The 21512-nt window shown below is 64.4% G+C and carries 22 protein-coding genes; 7 read left to right on the forward strand and 15 right to left on the reverse strand.

The genetic code is table 11. From position 1 onward, the window contains the following. The first annotated feature begins 6 nt into the window (after positions 1-6). Together ABE528_RS02445 and ABE528_RS02450 are read left to right on the forward strand one after the other, a co-directional pair. Positions 7-468, forward strand: a complete 462-nt coding sequence (locus ABE528_RS02445; protein WP_152957451.1) for a phosphotransferase system, HPr-related protein — start codon at positions 7-9, stop codon at positions 466-468. Then, the gene (locus tag ABE528_RS02450; RefSeq protein WP_152957450.1) at positions 465-695 is read left to right on the forward strand and encodes a metallothionein; all 231 of its coding nucleotides are present in this window, start codon (positions 465-467) and stop codon (positions 693-695) included. Before ABE528_RS02445 ends, ABE528_RS02450 begins: the two co-directional genes overlap by 4 nt. A 109-nt stretch (positions 696-804) precedes the next feature. Here ABE528_RS02450 and ABE528_RS02455 read toward each other — a convergent pair whose 3' ends face one another. From ABE528_RS02455 to ABE528_RS02470, 4 genes are read right to left on the reverse strand one after another with little or no spacing between them, the layout of a single operon-like run. After that, complete coding sequence (locus tag ABE528_RS02455; protein ID WP_346652062.1) at positions 805-1752, reverse strand: lysylphosphatidylglycerol synthase domain-containing protein; 948 nt, start codon at positions 1750-1752, stop codon at positions 805-807. After that, positions 1752-2954 carry a cardiolipin synthase ClsB gene (gene clsB / locus ABE528_RS02460; RefSeq protein WP_346652063.1) on the reverse strand — a complete coding sequence of 401 codons (1203 nt, stop codon included), beginning with the start codon at positions 2952-2954 and terminating at the stop codon, positions 1752-1754. The genes ABE528_RS02455 and clsB overlap by 1 nt, the downstream gene beginning before the upstream one ends. Continuing rightward, entirely contained in the window at positions 2951-3736 is a 786-nt protein-coding gene (locus ABE528_RS02465; protein ID WP_346652064.1) for an endonuclease/exonuclease/phosphatase family protein, read from the reverse strand. Before ABE528_RS02465 ends, clsB begins: the two co-directional genes overlap by 4 nt. After that, complete coding sequence (locus ABE528_RS02470; protein WP_346652065.1) at positions 3733-4650, reverse strand: DUF72 domain-containing protein; 918 nt, start codon at positions 4648-4650, stop codon at positions 3733-3735. Before ABE528_RS02470 ends, ABE528_RS02465 begins: the two co-directional genes overlap by 4 nt. Positions 4651-4821: 171 nt before the next feature. Between ABE528_RS02470 and ABE528_RS02475 the strand changes: the two genes are divergently transcribed. Next, positions 4822-5196, forward strand: a complete 375-nt coding sequence (locus ABE528_RS02475; protein WP_152957446.1) for a low affinity iron permease family protein — start codon at positions 4822-4824, stop codon at positions 5194-5196. 22 nt (positions 5197-5218) lie between these two features. Further along, a complete protein-coding gene (locus ABE528_RS02480) occupies positions 5219-5770 on the forward strand; it encodes an ATP-dependent Clp protease proteolytic subunit (protein ID WP_346652066.1) in 552 nt (183 codons plus the stop codon). Positions 5771-5844: 74 nt separating this feature from the next. Here the strand turns inward: ABE528_RS02480 and ABE528_RS02485 are convergent, their stop codons facing one another. Further along, entirely contained in the window at positions 5845-9609 is a 3765-nt protein-coding gene (locus ABE528_RS02485; RefSeq protein WP_346652067.1) for a CheR family methyltransferase, read from the reverse strand. 324 nt (positions 9610-9933) lie between these two features. On the opposite strand from ABE528_RS02485, the gene ABE528_RS02490 reads away from it, so the two are divergent. Both ABE528_RS02490 and ABE528_RS02495 read left to right on the forward strand, forming a co-directional pair. Next, positions 9934-10149 carry a general stress protein gene (locus ABE528_RS02490; protein ID WP_152957443.1) on the forward strand — a complete coding sequence of 72 codons (216 nt, stop codon included), beginning with the start codon at positions 9934-9936 and terminating at the stop codon, positions 10147-10149. 103 nt (positions 10150-10252) lie between these two features. Further along, the gene (locus tag ABE528_RS02495) at positions 10253-10522 is read left to right on the forward strand and encodes a DUF6555 family protein (protein ID WP_152957442.1); all 270 of its coding nucleotides are present in this window, start codon (positions 10253-10255) and stop codon (positions 10520-10522) included. Positions 10523-10526: 4 nt separating this feature from the next. On the opposite strand, the gene ABE528_RS02500 is transcribed toward ABE528_RS02495, so the two are convergent. Next, positions 10527-11141: a response regulator transcription factor gene (locus ABE528_RS02500; RefSeq protein ID WP_346652068.1), complete on the reverse strand. Its 615-nt coding sequence runs from the start codon at positions 11139-11141 to the stop codon at positions 10527-10529. A gap of 116 nt (positions 11142-11257) precedes the next feature. Here ABE528_RS02500 and ABE528_RS02505 point away from each other — a divergent pair, with 116 nt between their 5' ends. Further along, positions 11258-12919: a hybrid sensor histidine kinase/response regulator gene (locus ABE528_RS02505; RefSeq protein WP_346652069.1), complete on the forward strand. Its 1662-nt coding sequence runs from the start codon at positions 11258-11260 to the stop codon at positions 12917-12919. Here the strand turns inward: ABE528_RS02505 and ABE528_RS02510 are convergent. From ABE528_RS02510 to paaB, 9 genes are all read right to left on the reverse strand, one after another. Further along, positions 12906-13205, reverse strand: a complete 300-nt coding sequence (locus tag ABE528_RS02510) for a hypothetical protein (protein WP_152957439.1) — start codon at positions 13203-13205, stop codon at positions 12906-12908. The genes ABE528_RS02505 and ABE528_RS02510 overlap by 14 nt on opposite strands. Positions 13206-13482: 277 nt before the next feature. Then, positions 13483-15531, reverse strand: a complete 2049-nt coding sequence (gene paaZ / locus ABE528_RS02515) for a phenylacetic acid degradation bifunctional protein PaaZ (protein WP_346652070.1) — start codon at positions 15529-15531, stop codon at positions 13483-13485. 24 nt (positions 15532-15555) lie between these two features. Then, positions 15556-16788, reverse strand: coding sequence for an OprD family porin (locus tag ABE528_RS02520; RefSeq protein ID WP_346652071.1), 1233 nt, complete (start codon positions 16786-16788; stop codon positions 15556-15558). Between the two features lie 27 nt (positions 16789-16815). Further along, complete coding sequence (locus tag ABE528_RS02525) at positions 16816-18378, reverse strand: cation acetate symporter (RefSeq protein WP_346652072.1); 1563 nt, start codon at positions 18376-18378, stop codon at positions 16816-16818. Continuing rightward, the gene (locus ABE528_RS02530) at positions 18375-18683 is read right to left on the reverse strand and encodes a DUF485 domain-containing protein (protein WP_110637637.1); all 309 of its coding nucleotides are present in this window, start codon (positions 18681-18683) and stop codon (positions 18375-18377) included. Before ABE528_RS02530 ends, ABE528_RS02525 begins: the two co-directional genes overlap by 4 nt. A 145-nt stretch (positions 18684-18828) precedes the next feature. Further along, positions 18829-19905, reverse strand: a complete 1077-nt coding sequence (paaE, locus tag ABE528_RS02535; protein ID WP_346652073.1) for a 1,2-phenylacetyl-CoA epoxidase subunit PaaE — start codon at positions 19903-19905, stop codon at positions 18829-18831. A gap of 15 nt (positions 19906-19920) precedes the next feature. Next, positions 19921-20454 (reverse strand): 1,2-phenylacetyl-CoA epoxidase subunit PaaD, encoded by a 534-nt coding sequence (gene paaD, locus ABE528_RS02540; RefSeq protein ID WP_346652074.1) that lies wholly within the window; start codon positions 20452-20454, stop codon positions 19921-19923. Then, on the reverse strand, positions 20441-21199 hold the full coding sequence (gene paaC, locus ABE528_RS02545) for a 1,2-phenylacetyl-CoA epoxidase subunit PaaC (protein WP_152957433.1): 759 nt from the start codon (positions 21197-21199) through the stop codon (positions 20441-20443). Before paaC ends, paaD begins: the two co-directional genes overlap by 14 nt. Positions 21200-21207: 8 nt before the next feature. After that, a complete protein-coding gene (gene paaB / locus ABE528_RS02550; protein ID WP_013972614.1) occupies positions 21208-21489 on the reverse strand; it encodes a 1,2-phenylacetyl-CoA epoxidase subunit PaaB in 282 nt (93 codons plus the stop codon). Between the last annotated feature and the right edge of the window lie 23 nt (positions 21490-21512).

Here is a 21512-nt window from a genome sequence, read left to right on the forward strand (position 1 = left end):
ACGGAAATGACCCGACCCGATGACCTCAAGCCCTACACACCTACCGAAATTGACACCACCGAAGACCGCATGGGCAGCGTTCATGAACTGGACTTCAATGACCAGGACGACCACCAAGGCCGGGTGGGCGATGAGCGGCCCGCCGCGGAGGTTGCGCAGGAGTTCCCGGCGCGCCGGGTTGCCGAAAGTGGAATGACCGGTGGCGAGGCGCTGAGCGACAGCTTGCATGAGGACAACGTTACCTACGATGACCTCAGCCCGGACACGCTGCTGGACGAAACCGGCGCCCGCGACCCCCATGAACCCGGCAGCGGCGCGCCGGCGGACCAGACCCTGCGCCGCGTGGATGCCGACGAGATTGGCGGTGGCATCGGCCTGGACGAGGCCGAGCTTGCACGCTCCGCACCGCTGGACGGCGAACCTTGGACCGATGACGTCATCGAGGATGACGAGGGAGAAACACCATGAACGAGCAACGTTGTGCCTGTAACCATTGCAGCTGCACCGTCGATGCCAATGCCGTGCAGCAGGGCGGCAAAGCCTATTGCTGCGAAGCTTGCGCCAGCGGGCATCGCAATGGCGAACCTTGCCGCACGGCCGATTGCAAGTGCGGCCAAGCGACCCAGCCGAACGAGAGCAGTGTGGACAATGCGCTGGACGAGACTTTCCCGGCCAGTGACCCGATCTCACCTTGAATCAATGGGTTTGCCAGGTGCCTTGAGCAGGGCCGGCTTCGCCGCTGGCCAGGCTACCGAGCAACATCATCATTGCAGCAGCAACGCGCAGGACTACCTCCCAGGCCGATCAGGCCGGTTTATCGCGTTGGCGCATGGCCTTGGCGCGCTTTTCCAGGATCAGGTAAGTGAGGACGGCGACCACCAGCGGTACCAGGTAATACAACGTCCGGTAACCCAGCAGCGCCGCCACCAGCGTGCCTTGGCCAAGCTGCCCGTGGAGCAGGGCGAGGAACACCGTTTCGAGCACGCCAAGGCCGGCCGGTATATGGGCGACCACCCCGGCCACACAGCTGATCAACAGGATGCCGAGGATTGACGGGTAGAACGCCTCGCCCGGCAGCAGCCAGTAAATCAGCAAGGCCATCATCGCCCAGTTGCTTGCGCCCAACGTGACCTGGCACAGAGCCAGGCGCAGCGAGGGCAGGGTGACTTCGTGCTCGCGCCAGCGCCAGGTGCGCTTTTTTGCCAGGCCACACGCCAGCAGGTAGCCGATTGCGATCGCCAGCAACAACACGCCGATCAACCGCAGACCGCTGGCCCCCACCGCCCAGTTGGCCGGCAGCTTGACCAGGCCCAGGGCGAACACGCTGCCAGCCAGCAGCATGTAGCCCATCCAGTTGGTCAGCAGGCCCAGGGTGAGGATGCGGGTGATGGTTGGCGTATCCAGGCCCAGGCGGCTGTACAGGCGGTAACGCAAGGCCACGCCACCCACCCAGGTGGTGAAGTTGAGATTGAAGGCATAACACACGAAGGCCACCGGCAGCACCTGTCGGGCGGGCAGGTGGTGGCCGGTGTACGCCCGGGCCAGCAGGTCGTAGCTGGCGAAGAGCAGGTAGCTGCACAGTGCCAGGGCCAGGCCAATGGCCAGCGTGCCCGGCTGGTAGGCCAGCAGTGACTGGCGCACCTCGTTCCAGTCAAGGTTGCGCGCAAGAAAGTACAGCAGCACCGGTATCAGGATCAGGAACGCCACGGTGAACAAACGCTTGCCCCAGAGTTGCCAGGTTTTCTGCGCCATCAGGTGTTGCCCTCATGCAGATCGCCCTCAGCTGCGACTTCCGGCTGCAGCGAACGCAGGCGCTGGCGGTGGGCGGGAAACCAGCCAGCGATCCGCGGAAAATGCCGGATGACGTGGAAACACACGAAGATCAGCGGTGCACGCCACCAGTAGCCACGGATCATCCGCTCCAGCGTCACCGGCTTGCATTGCTCGTCTGCGAGGGCCTGCAGGTGCTCGTACAATTGCTGGTTGAATGCCGGGTCGCGGATGAACAGGTTGGCTTCCAGGTTGAACGACAGGCTCAGGGGGTCGAGGTTGCTGGAGCCGACCGTGGCCCACTCGTTATCGACCAGCGCCACTTTGCCGTGCAGCGGCCGCTGGCAATATTCATGGATGCGTACTCCGTCGCGCAGCAGGTAGTTGTAGAGCAGGCGCGACAAGGCGCGCACCCAGCGCATGTCCGGCTGGCCCTGAAGGATCAACGTGACTTCGACCCCCCGGCGCGCGGCGTTGCGCAGTTCACGCATGAGGCGGTAGCCCGGGAAGAAATAGGCATTGGCCACGACCACCCGCTGGCGTGCCGTGCGCAGCGCTTGCAGGTAATGGGCTTCGATAGCGGTGCGGCGCAGGCGGTTGTCGCGTTCCACCAGCACCGCCGTACTCGATCCTGTCGGTGCAGTCTGGGGCCGGATCTCGCTGGGCGGCTCCAGCACCGGCGCCATCAGCCTGCGGCTGGCGGCATGCACCTGCGCCACCACCGGCCCGGTCACCTCCACGGCATAGTCCTGCTTGGCCATGGGGCCAAAATCGCCCAGGTGGTCGGCGCTGTAGTTGATCCCGCCGATGAAGGCCCGCTCACCATCGATCACGACGATCTTGCGGTGCAGGCGCCGGAACAGGTTGGTGCGCATGCCGGCCACCCTGGGTTGCGGGTCGAAGGCATGGAAGCTGACACCGGCATCGGTCAGCGCCGCCACGAAGCTGTCGGGCAGGTCGGCGGTGCCGTAGCCGTCCACTGCGACCTCCACCCGCACGCCGCGCCGGGCGGCATCGATCAGCACACGCTGTAATTGCTGGCCGACCTTGTCGTCGAAGATGATGAACGTTTCCAGCAGGATCTCTTGCTGTGCCTGCGCCATTGCCTCGAAGACACGGGGATAATACTGCTCGCCATTGATCAACAGTTCGATACGGTTGCCATCGATCCAAGGTCTGTTCACAGGGTGATCTCCGCAGCCAGTGGGGCATGGTCGGACAGATGCGACCAGGGATACATGGACAGCACCTGAGCCTTGGTCGGCATGGCATTGCGCAGGTAGATGCGGTCCAGGCGCAGTAACGGCAGGCGAGCCGGGAAGCTGCGTGCAGGGCTGCCGAAGTGTTCGCCAAAGGCCTCCACCAGGCGCTCGGAGAGCACAGCGTCGGCCTTTAGCCGCCAGTCATTGAAGTCGCCGGCGATGATCACCGGAGCCTGCGCCGGCAGGCGGTCAAGCAGCTCCAGCAACAGCTGCACCTGGCTTTGCCGGTGCGCTTCGCGCAGCCCAAGGTGCACGCAGATCGCGTGCACCTGCTCATGCCCTGGCACCTCCAGGCGGCAATGCAGCAGGCCGCGCTGTTCGTTGCCCTGGATCGACACGTCGAGGTTTTCGTGGTGTGTGATCGGGAACTTCGACAGCAGGGCATTACCGTGGTCACCATCGGGGTATACCGCGTTGCGGCCGTAGGCGAATTGCGGCCACATGCTGTCGGCGAGAAATTCGTACTGCGGCGTCTGCGGCCATGCCGGGTGGCGCACGGCGTGCTGCTGATGGCTGCCGTGGACTTCCTGGAGAAACACCAGGTCGGCATGGGTGGCGCGCACCGCTTCGCGCAACTCGGGGAGGATGAAGCGCCGGTTGAACAGGGTGAAACCCTTGTGCACGTTGATGGTCAGCACGTTCAGCCGGTGCACGGCGGTCACCTTGTCGATGACGCAGCGCGGCAAGGGCAGGGTCTTGTTCACAGCGGCACCTCCGGTTCCACGCCCGGCTCGGTGAGCAGGTGGTAATCCAGCTTGAGCTTTTCCAGCAGCCGCCGCGCATCGTAGGGCGCATGAACTTTCTGATCGTTGTCGAAGTAACAGTAGACATCGCGCGACGCTCGCCGAGGCGGCGCCTTGGCCACGACCAGGTGCGCATCCTCTACCTGGCCGCCTGCGGCCCAGGCCTGAATGCGCTGTTTCCACCGTTTCAGGGCACGCGCGGTATAGCCACTGCTGTACAGCTCGACATCACCGTGCAGGCGCATATAGACGAAATCGCTGGTCACATCTTCGACATAGGGCCACTTGCCTGCGCTGTCCGCCACGACCAAGGCGACGCGGTGCTTGCGCAGCAGTTTGATGAAGGTATCGCAGAGAAAACTCTCATGGCGGATCTCCACCGCATGACGCAAGCGCGCATTGCCCTTGATGGCGGTGCCACCGTTATCCTTGAGGCGTTCGGCGCAGCCTTGTGCACAGGCACGAGCAGCCTTGCGATCCTTGGGCAGCAACTGGAAGAACTGGCTGAACCGTTCTTCGTCGAACTTCATGTTCGGCGGAAATTGCCAAAGGAACGGCCCCAGTTTGTGCCCCAGCAGTAGCGGGCCGGAAGCGTAGAAATTGGCGATAGCCTCTTCGACCTCCTTTAGCCGCCGCACATGGGTGATATAGCGCGGGCCCTTGACCGCAAAAATGAAGTCCTCCGGCGTTTCGTCACGCCAGTTCACATAGCGCTCAGGGGTTTGCAGGCTGTAGAACGAGCCATTGATCTCGATGCTGTTCACTGCCCGCGAAGCAAATGCCAGCTCGCTACCCTGGCGCAGGCCCTTGGGGTAGAAGTCCTTGCGCCACGGCCCATAGCGCCAGCCGGAAATACCGATGCGGATATCGCTCACGCTGTTTTCCTCATAGCCTGCCCCATTGCACGTCACCTGAATGTGCGACAGGGGCAGGGCGGCAAGGGTTCAGCGCAGATGATCGAAGGCATCCTTGGCGCCCAGAGTTGAACTTTGCCGGCCTCAGCGATTCCACCGCATAGCAGATATGCAGCACAGGAGTCCGTCGCTATGAAATTCGACCGTTTCTGTCAGGGGCTGGCCAACTGGACCGGTCGACCGCTGACGTTTGGTGTCGCTTTCCTGGTGATTCTGGTCTGGGGCATCTCCGGGCCGCTGTTCGATTTCAACGACACCTGGCAACTGGTGATCAATACCTCGACCACCATCGTCACCTTCCTGATGGTGTTCCTGATTCAGAACACCCAGAACCGCGACAACGACGAACTGCATATCAAGATCGACGAATTGCTGCGCACCACCCAGAAGGCGCACATGGCATTGCTCGACCTGGAGCACATGGACCCGGCCGAACTGCATGCCTTGCGCAAGCAATACCAACAGATGGCTGAGCGCGGCGACGATGGGCAGAACCCCAAGGAATGACCTGCCAGAACCGGAGGCAAGCATGGCCAGACATATCATTCACTTTACCGGACCGATCAATTCATCCACTTGCGGCAACCTGATCAACACCTGCTCGCGCGCCATGCAGCAGGGTGCCGACGTGCTGCAGCTGAACATTGCCACCATGGGCGGCGAGTGCAGCTACGGCTTTACCCTGTACAACTTCCTGCGGGCCTTGCCGATCAGCGTGCACACCCACAACCTCGGCACCGTCGAGTCGATGGGTAACATCCTGTTTCTGGCGGGTGAGCACCGCACGGCGTGCAGCTACAGCAAGTTCCTGTTCCACCCGTTTCACTGGACATTGCATGGCTCGGTGGATCACTCGCGCATGGCTGAGTACGCCATGAGCCTGGATTACGACCTGCGCCTGTATGCGCAGATCGTCGCCGAACGTACCGAGGGCAGCAGCGAAGTGCTGGATGTGCCGCGCTACCTGATGGCCTACCCACGGATATTGGGGCCCAAGGAGGCGCTGGACAGCGGGATGATCCACGCCATCGACGAAATGCCGATCGAAGCCGAAACCAGCCAGTGGAGTGTGCACGCCTGAGTGCCGAAACTTGAGCAATTGTCTTGAGCAATTGTCTTGCCCAATTTCCTGGAGCTGGCGCAATCCCTGTGGATTCAGTAAGGCACCGAGCCGCTTAGCGCCTCAATGGCCTCGACCAGTTCGTCATAACCGACCGGCTTGTTCAGGTGGCGATCGAAGCCGGACTGGCGCGACTTATGCTGATCGGCGCTGGCACCGTAGCCGGTGAGGGCGATCGCTGGCGTGTGGCGCAGGTGGGCGAGGCCGCGCAAGGCCCTGATCAGCGCGTGACCGTCCATGCCCGGCATGCCGATGTCCGAGATGATCACGTCATAGTCGCCGCTGGCTGCGGCCTCCAGCGCCTTCAGCGGATTGCTGTAGGCCGCGACTTCGGCGCTTTCCATCTCCAGCAACTCCTGCATGACTTCCAGGACTTCAGGCGAGTCGTCGACCAGCAATATCGTCGTGCCTTGCAACCGTCCCTCGCTGGCAGGTTCCGGGTTATCTGAACGCAGTTGCAGACCGGGGTCGCACAACGGCAGGCGGACGGTAAAGGTGCAGCCCTTGCCAAGCCCCGCCGAGCTGGCTTCGACACTGCCGCCATGCGCTTCGGCGAGCTGGCGCACCAGCGACAGGCCAATGCCGAGACCTTCTCGGCCATGGCTGGCCACCTGCGGCGCCGCCTGGCTGAACAGGTCGAAGATATGCTCCAGGTTGTCGTCGCTCAAGCCCACGCCCTGGTCGATCACCTGCAGACGTGCGTGCGTTTCGTCGTGGCTCAGCACCAGGCGAATGTCAGCGCCTGGCGGGCTGAACTTCAGCGCGTTGTTCAGCAGGTTCCAGATGATCTGCTCCAGGCGCGTCAGGTCGCCGTCGATCATCAGCGGCAGGTCATCGGCGGGCACCTCCAGGTGCACCGGGCAAGGATGCTGCTCGCTCAGCACCACCGCATGGATACCCCGCACAATCGCGCCGAGGTCCACCGGTTCGGTCTTGAGCTTGAGCTTGCCGGTGCGAATGCGCGCGACATCAAGCAGGTCATCGATGATCCGGGCCTGGCTGGACACGGCTTCGCAGATGGTGCCAACCGCCTTGCTGGCAGCGCCGATGCTCTTGATCGTGGGCAGCCGGCGGAGGATTTCGGCATTGAGCTGGATCAGGTTGAGCGGGTGCTTCAACTCGTGGGACATCACCGCGAAGAACTCGTCTTTCATGTGGCTGGAGCTCTGCGATTCGGCCAGTTGCTTGCTCAGGCGCTCTTCACCGAGGCGCACGCGCTCTTCAGCGGCGTGGTTCTTGCTGATGTCGATGAAGGTCAGCACGGTGCCGTCGATCTTCTGTTCGCTGGCGCGATAGGGCAGCAGGCGCGCGAGGTACCAGTGATTGTCCTGGGCGCCGATCTCACGCTCGATGGTGGTTTCGCCCTTGGCCACGGCGCGGGCATCATCGGCCAGGGCCGGGTAATCGAGGCGGTGGGTGATGTCCAGCAGCGAGCGGCCGGTATCCACCGGCAGCATGTTGAACAGGTCGGTGGCGCGTGGGGTGAACCAGCGAATGTGCAGGTTGCGGTCGACGAACACCGTGGCGATGTCGGTCGAGGCAATCAGGTTGCTCAGGTAGTCGTTGACCTTGTCGGTCTCCTCGACCTTGTTCTTGAGCTCGTAGTTGACCGTGAGCAGTTCCTCGTTGATCGACTGCAGCTCTTCCTTGCTGGTTTCCAGCTCTTCGCTGGCCGAGCGCAGTTCTTCGTTGATGGCCTGCATTTCTTCGTTGGAGGCGGTCAGCTCTTCGCTGGAAACCTCCGACTGTTCGATGGTTTCCTGCAATAGCAGGCGGGTGCGCTGCAGTTCGCGCTCCAGGTTGTTCAGGACCATGCTGTCGGTCTGGCGGATAACCCCTGGCAGCGGCAAGGTCGGGTCGGGGGCACGCTCTTCGAACACGACCAGCAGGCACTCGCTGGTGCTCAGTTCGTCCTTGAAGGGCTGCACGGTAATTTCCACCTGCTGCCGGTGTTCACCCTCGCCAAGGTCGACCGGCCGCGAGGTGACGGCATCGGTGCCCTGGCGGGCCTGGAACAGCGTGCTGCGCAAGGCCAGGCGCAGGCTCGGCAGCACCAGGTTGAGGAGGTTGCGGCTCGGCTCGCCCCCCGCCAGCTGCAGGTAGCGCCCAACGCCGTCGCTCATGTGCAGGATGTTGCCCTCGCCATCGATGATCAGGCTTGGCGGCATGCGCCGGGCCAGGGCCCGATGGTGCATCTCGGCATAGGACGGCTTGCGCCCGGGCTTGGCCTTGGCCTGCAGGTCCTGGGCGATATTCGCCATGTTCGCACCGGGCAGCTGCCGGCCTGAACTGCGGCCGGCCTGGCTGACCTCACGGGCGCGGAAGATGCGGTTGCGTTTGTCCACCGGGACGAACAGCTCACCGGCCACATCGGCCGATTCGGACGTACCCAGGAACAGGTAGCCGCCGCTGCGCAGGGCGTAGTGGAACATTTGCAGGATGTCGTGCTGGACTTCGCGGTCCAGGTAGATCAGCAGGTTGCGGCAGACGATCAGGTCGATCTGCGAGAACGGCGGGTCGGACAGCAGGTTGTGGCGGGCGAACAGCACCTTCTCCCGCACCTCCTTGCGCACCCGGTAATGCTGGTCCTCCTTGACGAAGAACTGGCGCAGCCGAGTGGGCGGCACGTCGGTGACGATCGCCTCGGGATAGGAGCCCGTGCGGGCGATGCCGATGGCGCGTGCGTCGAGGTCGGTGGCAAACACCTGGACCTTGCTTGCACGCTGCTCCAGGGCCAGCTGCTCACACACCAGCATGGCCAGGCTGTAGGCCTCTTCGCCAGTGGAGCAGCCGGCCGACCAGACGCGGATCTCGCGATTGTCTTCGCCTTGGCTGACCAGTTGCGGCAGAACATGACGCTCCAGCGATTCGAACGCTTCCCGGTCGCGGAAGAAGTTGGTCACGCCGATCAGCATGTCGCCCAGCAAGGCCGTGGCTTCGCTGCTGTGCTGCTCCAGGTAGCGCAGGTAGCCACCCAGCTCGGTCTGCCCGGTCACGTGCAGGCGGCGCTCGATCCGCCGTAGCACGGTGGCGCGCTTGTAATGCTGGAAGTCGTGGCCGGTGGCGTTGCGCAGTTGCAGCAGGATTTCGTCGAGCAAGGGCTCGGCGGCCTGGGCATCGCCGGCGCGGGTGCCCAGCGGTGGTGGCAGGGTATCGTCTTCGATCTCTGGCAATTTCACCTGGCTCGCCGAGCGCCACAGCTCCATCAGTTTCTGTGGCATCTCGGCAGCCGGCAGCACCAGGTCGACCATGGCGGTTTCGATGGCGGCGCGCGGCATGCTGTCGTATTGGGCGTCGTCCGGGGTCTGCACCAGGGTTACCCCACCTTGCTCCTTGATCCGCGACAGGCCTACCGCGCCATCGGCACCGGTGCCCGACAACACCACGCAGAAGGCGTGGTCCTTGTGCACGTCGGCCAGGTCACGGAAGAACAGGTCGATGGCCACATGGTCGCCGCGTCGGCGATTGGCCGGGGTGACGCGCAGGTAGCCATCGTTGGTGGAAAGGCGGTTGGCCGGGGAAATCACATAGACGTGGTTGCGTTCGATCGGCACCGGCTCAGTGACCTGGCGCACCGGCATCGGCGTGGCTTCCTGGATGATCCGGTCGGCCACGCTCTGGTGGTCGGGCGACAGGTGCAACACCACCACGAAGGCCGCGCCGCAATCGCCGGGCATCTGCTGGAAGAAGGTGCGAATGGCCTCCAGGCCGCCAGCCGAGGCGCCGATGCCGACCACCGGGAAATCCAGGTGGCTGGGGCTCAGCGCGGGGTTTTGCGGCGATGCGGGTTGCTCAGTCATGAAGATGCCTTGTGCAGACCTGGAGGGTGGCCCTTTGAAGCATCGCCGGGCAGATGAGCGAGCATTATAGGCCGCTCGTCGGCTCTGTCGCGAGGCTTGGCAGTGTCGGGCCGGTTGCAGTTGTAACCGTGCAGTTGTGACAGTGGCCCAGCAAAAAAATTGCCTGGCCAAAACCCACCGCACAAGCATTTTTACCGAGGGCCTTTCGCGCCACCGGTCAGCCGCACGCAATCCGATTGAGCAGACCCGCCCATGGGCTGTTCCGAACCAAGGCATGGCACCGTTTCATGCGCCTAACCCATCCGCATCGCAAGGAGAAACGACATGGCTGCTGATCAACAACGGACCGGACAACGTGGCGGCACCAAGGAAACCAACCCGGGCAACTTCGCCAATGACCGCGAACGGGCCTCCCGTGCCGGCCACAAAGGTGGCCAGGCGTCGGGCGGCAACTTCGCCAACGACCGGCAGCGGGCATCGGAAGCCGGCCGCAAGGGCGGGCAGAACAGCCACGGCGGGGGCCGCCAGCCTCAGCAGTAGCGCCCGCCGCCTGGCTTTGAAAGGTTCGACAATCTTTTTGAATTTTTAGCGGACGGCATCACTCAATGAAAGAGTCATCCATGGAGAAGAGGAGGGCCGCGTGATGCCTAGTCCCCAGCTGTACATTATCGATTACCTGCTGCACGGCCAGCCGCGCAGCTTCATTATCCGGCTCGAGAAAATCGATAACGCCGAGGCCTGGCACTGGGCGAGTTGTGATGCAGGGATCGGCATCATCCCGAAGTTCGGGCGAGAGAAGATCAAGAAAGTGAGCCGGCCGATGGCTGAGCGCTACGGGATAACCGCCGTGAGTTGGCGGCTTTCAGGCAGCAAGCCCAGCCAGACAGTCAGTGACTCCAGCGTGACCAGTTGAACAATCAGGTACCGCTGTACTTGACCGCCGCCGCCGTGCGCGAGGTGACATTGAGCGCCTTGAGCAACGATGACACGTGAATGCGTACGGTGAACGGCGAGATGTCCAGGGCGCGGGCGATTTCCTTGTTGGTCTTGCCTTGGGCGATCAGCCTTAGCACCTCCTGCTGGCGGTGGGTGAGCTGTTCCAGTTCGCTGACGCTGCCCAGGCTCGGCAACAACCCCGAAGGGCTGTACTTGACCAGCACCTCGCCGTCTCGGATGGCCAGGATAGCTGCGCCGAGCTCCTCTGGCGCGACGCTTTTGCCGATGAACCCGTCCACGCCGCTGGCCATGACATGCTCGATCAGCGCCGGGTCATCGACCATCGACACGATGATCAGCGTGGTACGGCGCAACAGCTGACGCAGTTCGGCCAGTCGCTCGATGCAGTCGAGCCCCGGGAAGCGCAGGTCGAGAATCAGCGTGTCCGGCGCCTCGCCCTCGCGGGCCAGCGCCAGCACCTGCTGCAGGTCGCCGGCCTCCTCAAGCTGGGCCTGCGGCAAAACCCGCTGCACGGTACGGACCATAGCCTCCCTGAACAGTGGATGGTCGTCCGCCACGATGATGCGGCACGTCACGATCTGGCACTCCCTGTGAACGACGGTTTTCCCGACCATGCTAACTTAGCAGTCGACAACGGCAAGCGCTGCGCCACGAGGGCGTTTATGCGACCCCGTGCACAAGGACGTCGACCATGGACTACAACAAGAACAACGAACTCGACCAGGCCAACCTGCGCGTCATCGTCGCCAGTTGCGCGCTGGTCTACATCACTGTGCTGGGTTTCCTGCCGGGTGAGTCGATCGACAGCTACCTGCCGGTGATCTACTACATCATCAGCTTCATCGCGTTGTCGATCGGCCTGCGCCAGGCCATTGCCCGCTGGCCGGGGCACTACCCGTGGCGGCGGGTGCTGGGCATCGTGCACGACTACACCGGCACCTGCTTCGGCCTGGTGCTGGGCGGCGAAGCGGCGTTGCCGCTGTATGCGGTGATGGTCTGGGTCAACCTCGGCAACGGCATGCGCTTCGGCACCCGCTACCTGGCCATCGCCACGGTGCTGGCGTTGACCGCACTGGTGGCGGTGTACCAGCTGAACCCTTACTGGCAGGCCAACCCGTTCATGGTGCTGATGCTGCTCACCACCAGTACGGTCATCCCGCTCTACGCCCATATGCTGCTGGAGCGCACGCGCAAGGCCTCGGAGCTGGCGATGGCGGCCACCCAGGAGAAATCGCGTTTTCTGGCCCAGGCCAGCCATGACCTGCGTCAACCGATCCACTCCATTGGCCTGTTCACCGCCTGCCTGCGTGAAGCGCCGCTGGCCGAGCAGGAGCGGCGCCTGGTGGACAGCATCGACCGCTCGCTGCTCAACGTGTCGCAGCTGTTCCGCTCGATCCTCGACCTGTACACGCTGGACAATGGCCGGGTGCAACCGAAGTACGAGGCCTTTGCGTTGCATGAGTTTCTCGCCGAGCTGCTGCGCCAGAACGCCGAGGCGGCGCGCTGGGCAGGTGTCGAGATGCGCCTGCACCCTTGCCGTTGCTGGACCCGCGCCGACCGCGGCATGCTCGCGACCATGGTGCAGAACGTGCTCTCCAACAGCTTCAAGTATGCGGCCCAGCGGCCGCTGCTGATCGGCGTGCGGCGTCATGGTCAGGCGCTGGCCATCGTCGTCTATGACCAGGGTCGCGGGATCGATGAAGCGCATCAGGGCCTGGTCTTTGAAGAGTTCTACCGGGTGCGCCAGGTGCGCGACAAGGATGTTGAAGGCGTGGGCCTGGGCCTTTCGATCGTCAAGCGCCTGGGGCATTTGATGGGTTTGCAGGTACAGCTGCGCTCGCACGTGGGGCATGGCACGGCGGTGAGCCTGCAAGGCTTGCCGCACCTCGCGGCACAACCGTTGGCCCGCAGCAGTGAACAGCAGGTGTTGCAAGGCGCGATGCTCACGGGTCTGAAGGTGTGCCTGGTGGAAGATGATCACAACGTTTTGCGTGCGACATCGGCGCTGCTGCAGCGCTGGGGCTGCGAAGTTGAAGCGCATGGTTCACCCGTGGGGCTGGTCAGCGACTGTGACGTGATCGTTGCCGACTACGACCTGGGCCAGGAGGCCACCGGGGTCGACTGCATCGACAGCTTGCGCGCACAGCGGGGCTGGGAGGTGCCGGCGTTGATCATGACCGGTCATGACCTGGAGAAGATCCAGGTGATCGTGCAGGGGCGCAATATCGCGCTCTTGTCCAAGCCGGTGCGCCCGGCGGAATTGCGCACGGCCCTGCGGGCGTTACGCGAGCTGCCAGCGGCGCCGGAAACGGAGCGCGGCGCCGGGGGCAGAGGCAACATTACTGCAGGATGATCGCCTGGCCTTCCTTGAGGCAGGATGGGGTCGGCTCATAGAGGCCCATGCCGCTGACCGCGACGATGGCGCCGCTGGGCATCTGGCAGTTGTATTCGCCCTTGGCGGTGGTGACGGTGTAGTAGGTCAGGGTGCTGTCGTTGCGCACGTTGGCGACCTTGCTGACCGGGGTGTTGAGGGCGAACTCGGCGCGTTCCTTGAGGGTCTGCTCGGAGGGCTTGATGGTCTGGCAACCGGCGACGGTGAACAGGACAGCGGCGCTCAGCAGGAGCTTGGCGGGTTTCATGGTGGAGGCTTCCTTGGCGTGGGGTGTGGCGGATGGCGGGACTATAGCGCCGAGGAGCGGGCAGGGCATTAGGGCGGATGTACGAGGTGGCCATGTGCCTTTAGTGATGCCTGTACCGGCCTCTTCGCGGCTAAACCCGCGCCCACAGGGGATGCGCCGTCCCCGGTGGGGGGGCTTTAGCCGCCGAGTGGCCCGCACAGCCCCGCCCAGCAGGGTATGCGCAGTCCCTGTGGGAGTGGCTTTAGCCGCGAAGAGGCCGGCACAGCCAATCCATCACTTACTTCTTCAGCACCAGGGTCAGAATGTCATAGCTGGCCACCAGCTCACCGAGCTGATTGGTGACCTCCACATCCCAGGCCACCACCCCTTGCGGCTGCCCCAGAGGGCTGGTCTTGCCCTGGTCGATCTTGCGCTTGCAGGTCAGCCGTGCCTGGATCGTGTCACCGATCCCCACCGGGTTGATGAAGCGCAGGGTATCCAGCCCGTAGTTGGCCAGCACCGGCCCGGCGCCTGGCGAGACGAACAGCCCGGCGGCAGCGGAGAGCACGAAGTAGCCATGGGCGATGCGCTTGCCGAACTGCGACTCCTTGGCTGCGATCTCATCGAAGTGCATGTAGAAATGGTCGCCCGACAGGCAGCCGAAGTTGACCAGGTCGGCTTCGGTCACGGTGCGGCGGTGGGTCAGCAGCGATTCGCCGATGCGCAGGTCGTCGAAGTAGCGGCGGAACGGGTGCACTTCGGTCTCGATCACTTCGGCGCCGCGCACGTATTCACCGGTGACGGCTGTCAGCATGCTGGGCGAGCCCTGTACTGCGGCGCGCTGCAGGTAGTGCTTGACCGCCCGCAGGCCACCCAGCTCCTCGCCACCCCCGGCGCGGCCCGGGCCGCCGTGCTTGAGCTGCGGCAGCGGCGAACCGTGGCCGGTGGACTCCTTGGCCGCTTCGCTGTCGAGCACCAGCAGGCGGCCGTGCCAGGCGGCGGCGACCGGGATGGCCTTGGCGGCCACGGCGCGGTCGGCGGTGACCAGGGTTGCCACCAGGCTGCCTTTGCCGCGAGCGGCCAGGGCCAGGGCTTCATCCAGGTCGTCATAGGCCATCAGCGTGCTGACCGGGCCGAACGCCTCGATGTCGTGGGCACCGCCCTCGGCATGCGGGTCGCGGGCCTGGAGCAGGGTCGGGGCGAAGAACGCGCCTTCGGCAACGCCTTCGCCACGCGGAGCAAAGCCATCGCTGGCACCGAACAGCTGGTCACAGCTCTGCAGCAGGCTGCGCACACGCTCGCCAACGTCGCGTTGCTGGTCATGGGAGGCCAGCGCACCCATGCGCACGCCTTCCACCGAAGGGTCACCGACCACCACCTTGCTCAGGCGCTCGCGCAGGCGGGTAGCCACCGCATCGATGTGCCTGGCCGGGACAATGGCGCGGCGAATGGCGGTGCATTTCTGCCCGGCCTTGGTGGTCATTTCCCGCACCACTTCCTTGATGTACAGCTCGAACTCTTCGCTGTCCGGGCTGACATCCGGGCCGAGGATGGCGCAGTTGAGCGAATCGGCCTCGGCGGTGAACGGCACCGAGTTGCGAATCAGGTTGGGCGTGACGCGCAGCTTTGCGGCGGTGTCTGCAGAACCGGTGAAGGTCACCACGTCCTGGCCCTGCAGGCGCTCCAGCAGGTCGCCGGTGCTGCCGATCACCAGTTGCAGGCTGCCCGCCGGCAGCAGGCCGGAGTCGTTCATCAGGCGCACCACGGCTTCGGTCAGGTAGCTGGTCGAGGTCGCGGGCTTGACGATGCACGGCATGCCAGCCAGGAAGGTCGGCGCGAACTTCTCGAGCATGCCCCAGATCGGGAAGTTGAAGGCATTGATGTGCACGGCCACGCCAGCGCGCGGCACCAGGATGTGGCTACCGGCGAAGTGGCCCTGTTTGCCCAGGGCAATGGCAGGCCCTTCATGCACCAGGTTGCCCGACGGCAGTTCGCGGCTGCCGATGCCGGCGTAGCTGAACAGCGTGGCATTGCCGCCCTCGATGTCGATCCAGCTGTCGGCACGGGTGGCGCCGCTGTGGTGGGACAGGGCGTAGAGCTGTTCCTTGCGCTCGGCCAGGTACAGGGCCAGGGCCTTGAGGCGCTGGGCGCGCTGCTGGAAGTCCATGGCCATCAGCTCGGCCAGGCCGCGCGCGCGGGCGAATTCCACGGCTTCGGCGAAGTCCGGGCGTTCTTCGTGGCTGTAGGCCAGGACATGGCCGTCCAGGGCGCTGCGCAGGGCCTGGGCGCCGTGCTGGCCGATCCAGCGGCCGGCAATGAAGCTCTGCAGGGTTGGGGCGTCAGACATGCTGTTTTCCTCTTGTGGGCGCTGTTACCACAGCGCCAGGGTGTAGCCGATGATCAGGCGGTTTTCGTCCACGGCGTTGGTCAGGCCATTGCCGGAACGGAAGGTGACGTTGCGCCAGCGCAGGCTGACGTCCTTGAGCGGGCCGCTCTGGATGACGTAGGTGAGGTCGCTGTCGCGTTCGCGCTCACGGCCGTTGCTGACGCTGGCGGTTTCGGCGTGGCGGCCATCGGTGTAGCGGGTCATGAAGCTCAGGCCGGGGACGCCCATGGCGACGAAGTCGTAGTCGTAGCGCAGCTGCCACGAGTCCAGCCCGGCGCGGGTGAAGGTGTTGTAGGTCACCAGGTTGACGGTGAACGGGTCGCCGCCGTTGACGAACGGGAAGGCGCTGTCGCCAGACATCTGTTGCCAGGTGGCGGTGAACTTGTGGGCCCGTACGCCGAGGGTGAACATGGCGTTGAAATTGCGGTTGTCGATGTTGCCGGCGCGCTCGGCACCATCGTTGCGGCTGTCGAAGTAACGCAGGTCGCTGCGCAGGCTCAGGCCTTCGCCCAGCGGCCGGGTATCGACCAGGCCGACGAATTGCTGGCGGTAGATGTCCTGCAGCTTGGCGTAGTAATAGCTGACGCTGGTCTGTGCGGTGAGCGCGTAGCTGCCACCGCCAAAGTCGAGGTGGTCGCTGGTCGCGGCGCCGTAGCCCATGTCGTCGCGCCCGGACGAATCGCGCAGGTTGACCTTGCTCAAGCGCCCGGCATTGACGGTCAGCCCGTCGATGTCCTGGCTGTTCAGCTGGCCACCCTGGAAGGTCGAGGCCAGCAATCGGGTGTCGTTGTACACCACCACCGGCAGGATCGGCTGCAGCGTGCCCAGGCGCAAGGTGCTCTTGGACACCCGCACCTTGCCGGCCAGGCCCAGCTCGCTGTAGTCGTCGACCGGCTCATGGCTGCTCGAACCGAACGGCAGCAGGCCGGTGTTGCGCCGGTCAGGGCTGGAATCGAGCTTGACGCCTAATTGCCCCATGGCATCGAGGCCGAAGCCGACCATGCCGTCGGTGAAGCCCGATTCCACTTTTGCCGTAAAGCCCTGGGCCCATTCCTCGGCCTTGGCCTGGGGCGCGTTGCTCTGGCGGAAATCGCGGTTGATGTAGTGGTTGCGCAGTTCCAGCCGAGCGTGGCTGTCGTCGATAAAGTCCGCCAACGCTGGCAAGGGCAGGGCGAGGGTGGCCAACCAGGCGGCCGATTTCAGGTGCATGCGGTTCATTGTTGTTATACCCGACAGAGTCAAAGATCAGTGCTTGCTGGCGCCGGCGGCGCCGATACCGGTCATGGAGCGGATGAACTGCCCCAGATAGCGGCCACGTTCTTCCTTGGCCCGCTGCGAGCTGTCGCTGACCGAAAACGCCCAGGCGCTGATGAACGCCAGGCTCATGGAGAACAGCGCCGGGTTGCTGTAGGGGAACAGCGCCGTCTGGTTATGCAGCACGTTGACCCACACCGCAGGGCCGAGCACCACCAGCACCACAGCCGACACCAGCCCGGCCATGCTGCCGCACACCGCGCCACGGGTGGTCAGGCCCTTCCAGAACATCGAAAGCAGCAGTACCGGGAAGTTGACCGAGGCCGCCACGGCCAGCACCAGGCCGGACAGGAAGGCGATGTTCTGCGACTCGAACACCAGGCCCAGCACCACCGCGAGCATGCCGATCACCAGGGTGGCGATCCGCGACACGCGCATTTCTTCCTGCTCGCTGGCCTGGCCCTTGCGTACCACGCAGGCATACAGGTCGTGGGACACCGCCGAGGCGCCGGACAAGGCCAGCCCGGCCACCACGGCCAGGATGGTGGCGAAGGCCACGGCAGAGATGAAGCCCAGGAACAGGTTGCCGCCCACGGCCTGGGCCAGGTGCACGGCGACCATGTTGCCGCCACCGATGATCGCGCCTGCCGCATCGCGATAGGCGGGCTCGGTACCGACCATGACGATGGCGCCAAAGCCGATGACGATCAGCAGCAGGTAGAAGTAGCCGATGAAGCCGGTGGCATAGAACACGCTTTTGCGCGCTTCCTTGGCGTCGCTGACGGTGAAGAAGCGCATCAGGATATGCGGCAGGCCGGCGGTGCCGAACATCATGCCCAGGCCCAGCGAAATCGCATCCACCGGGTTCGACAGCAGGCCGCCCGGGGCCATGATCGCCTGGCCCTTGGCATGTACCGCCACGGCGCTGGCGAACATCGCTTCAGTGCTGAAACCGAAGTGCTTGAGCACCATGAAGGCCATGAAGGTGGTGCCGGATAGCAGCATCACCGCCTTGATGATCTGCACCCAGGTGGTGGCCAGCATGCCGCCGAAGGTGACGTAGGCGACCATCAGCACGCCGATCAGCATCACCGCATACAGGTAGCTGATGCCGAACAGCAGCTCGATCAGTTTGCCGGCGCCGACCATCTGCGCCACCAGGTACATCAGCGCCACCACCAGGGTGCCGAACGCCGAGCTCAGGCGTACCGGGGTCTGCGCCAGGCGATACGAAACCACATCGGCGAAGGTGTACTTGCCCAGATTGCGCAGGCGCTCGGCGATCAGGAACAGGATGATTGGCCAGCCGGCCAGCACACCCAGGGCATACAGCAGGCCGTCGTAGCCATTCAAGAACATCATGGCCGAGATGCCGAGGAACGACGCGGCGCTGATCATGTCCCCGGCAATCGCCAGACCGTTCTGCATGCCGGTCAGGCCGCCGCCGGCGGTGTAGAAGTCACTGGCCGAGCGGGTGCGCAGGGCCGCCCAGCGGGTGACCAGCAAGGTGAAGCAGACGAATACCATGAACATCGAGATGGCGGTCCAGTTCATTGCGCGCACTCCTGCTTGAGCTTGTCGTTGAGCGGGTCGAGCACGTTGTTGGCGCGGTGCACGTAAATGCCGGTGAGGGCGAACGACAGCAGCACCATCAAGACGCCGACCAGCATGCCGACGGTGGTCACGCCGCCGCTCAGGGACTGGCCGAGGGTACTCGGGGAGAACGCCACCAGCAGGACGAAGCCGTAGTAGATGACCAGCATCGCCAGGGTCAGGCTGCCGTTGAGGCGGCGTTTGCGCCGGACCAGGTGCTGGAAGTCGGGGTGATTGCTGATGCTTTCGATGTGTTCCGGGGTCATGGCAAGCGATCTCTTTTTGTTTTGTAATTGTTGTAATCAGGTCACTTTTTGGGGGGGCTGATGGCCTCTCGCGGATCAATCCGCTGCTACAGGCCGGCGCTGTGCCTGCAGGAGCGGATTTATCCGCGATGAAGGCAACGCGGTATCAGAGCTGGTCGAAGTCGAGCACCACCTTGTCGCTCACCGGGTAGGTCTGGCACGACAGCACATACCCGGCCGCCACTTCGTAGTCCTCCAGGGCATGGTTGCTGTCCATCTCAACCTCGCCCTCGATCACTCGGCACTTGCAGGTCGAGCACACGCCGGCCTTGCACGAGTAGGGCAGCTCGGCGCCGATGGCGTTGCCGGCATCCAGCACGTTCTGGGTGTTGCGCGGCAGGTCGAAGCTCAGCGCCCGGCCATCGCTGATCACGGTGATATGGCTGAGCGCCGAATCGACCTGGCGTGCAGCCTCGCGGGCCTCACGACGGGCCTCGCTGCCAGCAGCGGCGAACAGTTCGAAGTGGATACGCTCCTTGGCCATGCCGTTGGCCTGCAGGCTGTCGCGCACCGTCTCGGTCATCGCCTGCGGCCCGCAGATGAATGCGGCATCGAGGCTGGCAACATCCATCCAGCGCGAAAACAACTGGCCGCACTTGTCGGCATCGATGCGGCCGTTGTACAGGTCGACATCCTGCTGCTCGCGGCTGAACACGAAAATCAGGTTGAGGCGGTCGAGGTAACGGTTCTTCAGGTCTTCGAGCTTGTCGCGAAACAGCGCGCCGGAACTGGAACGGTTGCCGTACAGCAGGGTGAAGCGGCTGTGCGGTTCGCTGGCCAGGGTGGTGGCGATGATCGACAGGATCGGCGTGATGCCGCTGCCGGCGGCCACGCCCAGGTAATTGCCCTGGCGCGCCGGGTCCAGTGGCACGAAGAAGCTGCCCGAGGGCGGCAGCACGTCCAGCTGCTGGCCGGCCTCGAGCACTTCGTTGGCAAAGGCCGAGAAGCGCCCGCCGGGCACGCGCTTGACGGCCACCCGCAGCTCGCCGTCCTGCACCGCACTGCAGATGGAGTAGGAGCGGCGGACTTCTTCGTTGTCCAACTGGGTGCGCATCACCAGGTACTGGCCCTGAGTGAAGCGGAAGGCCTCCTGCAGGTGCGCCGGTACGTCGAAGGCGATTGACACCGCGTCACGGGTTTCATTGCGCACTTGCTTGATGGTCAGGCTGTGAAACTGGCTCATGGTGGTCTCCACGGCTCAAATGCATTTGAAATAGTCGAACGGCTCCAGGCACTCGCGGCAGCGGTACAGCGCCTTGCAGGCCGTGGAGCCGAACTGGCTGAGCAATTCGGTGTGGCGGCTGCCACATTGCGGGCAGCACACCTCGGGGGCCTCGCCAAGCAGGCTGCGCTTGCTGGCGCTCCCTTGCGGCGGGGCGATGCCATAGGCACGCAGGCGTTCGCGGCCCAGTGCGCTGATCCAGTCGGTGCTCCAGGCCGGGGTCAGCCTGCGCTCCAGGTCTGGCGCGGCGAATCCGGCCTGCTCCAGTGCCTGGCAAATATCGGCCTCGATCACCTCGGTGGCCGGGCAGCCGGAGTAGGTCGGCGTAACGATCAGGTGCAGGTGGCCGGCACGCCAGCCCAGGTCGCGCACGATGCCCAGATCGACCACGCTGACCACGGGCACTTCCGGGTCCATGACCTGGCCCAGTACGGCCCAGGCCCGCGCCAGGTCGTCGCCGCGCGGCGCACGGGCGCCGCGGTCGCCTGCAATCAGCTCACCAGGTTGCATCGGGGTAGGCTCTTGGCAGGAACTGCATCTCGGCCAGCAGCAGGCCCAGGTGCTCGCTGTGCAGGCCTTGGCGGCCGCTCAGGTAGAAGTGGCTGGCAGCCTTGGGCAGCGGCAGCTCGACCGATTCGAAGGTCGCGCTCACCTGCTTCAGCCAGGCCGCGCCGACTGCTGCCGGGTCGGCAGCGATGCCGGCCTGGGCCAGTTGCACTTCGTTGTCACTGCCAGCGGTCAGTTCGACAGTGAAGCGCCACAGTGCTGGAATCGCTTCGAGCATGCGCCGGCGGCTTTCATCGGTGCCGCCACCCAGGCGCTGCACCCATTCGCTGGAGCGGCGCAAGTGATAGGTCACTTCCTTCAGGGCCTTGGCGGCAATCCCGGCGATGCGCTCGTCACGCGACTCGACCAGGCCCTGCAGCACGGCGTAGTGCCAGGCGTCGTAAAGGAACTGCTTGGTCATGCTCACGGCGAAGTCGCCATTGGGCTGCTCGACCAGCAACAGGTTGCGGTAGGCGCGCTCGTCGCGGCGAAACGCCAGGGCATCGGCGTCACGGCCGTCGTCGAGCAGCTCAGCGGCGTATTCCAGCCAGTTGCGCGCCTGGCCCACCAGGTCGAGGCCGACGTTCATCAGGGCCAGCTCTTCTTCAATGGCCGGCGCGTGGCCGCACCACTCGCACAGGCGCTGGCCCTGGATCAGGGCGCTGTCGCCGAGCAGCAGCAAATACGGGATCAGATCGTGCTTGTGCATGGCCAACCTCACATGTGCCCGACTTCGTCGGGCAGTTCGTAGAAACTGGCGTGGCGGTAGACCTTGTCGTCCGCAGGGGCGAACAGCGGGTCTTTCTCGTCGGGCGAGGAGGCGGTGATCAGTGCCGAAGGCACCACCCACAGGCTCACCCCTTCACTGCGGCGGGTGTACAGCTCGCGAGCGTTCTCGATGGCCATGGCGGCGTCGGCGGCATGCACGCTGCCAACATGCTTGTGGTTAAGGCCGTGCTTGCTGCGCACGAACACTTCGTAGAGGGTCCAGACAGACATTTTCGATCTCCGCATCAATCGCC

The organism is Pseudomonas sp. TWI628 (genome assembly GCF_039673865.1).
GTDB lineage: Bacteria > Pseudomonadota > Gammaproteobacteria > Pseudomonadales > Pseudomonadaceae > Aquipseudomonas.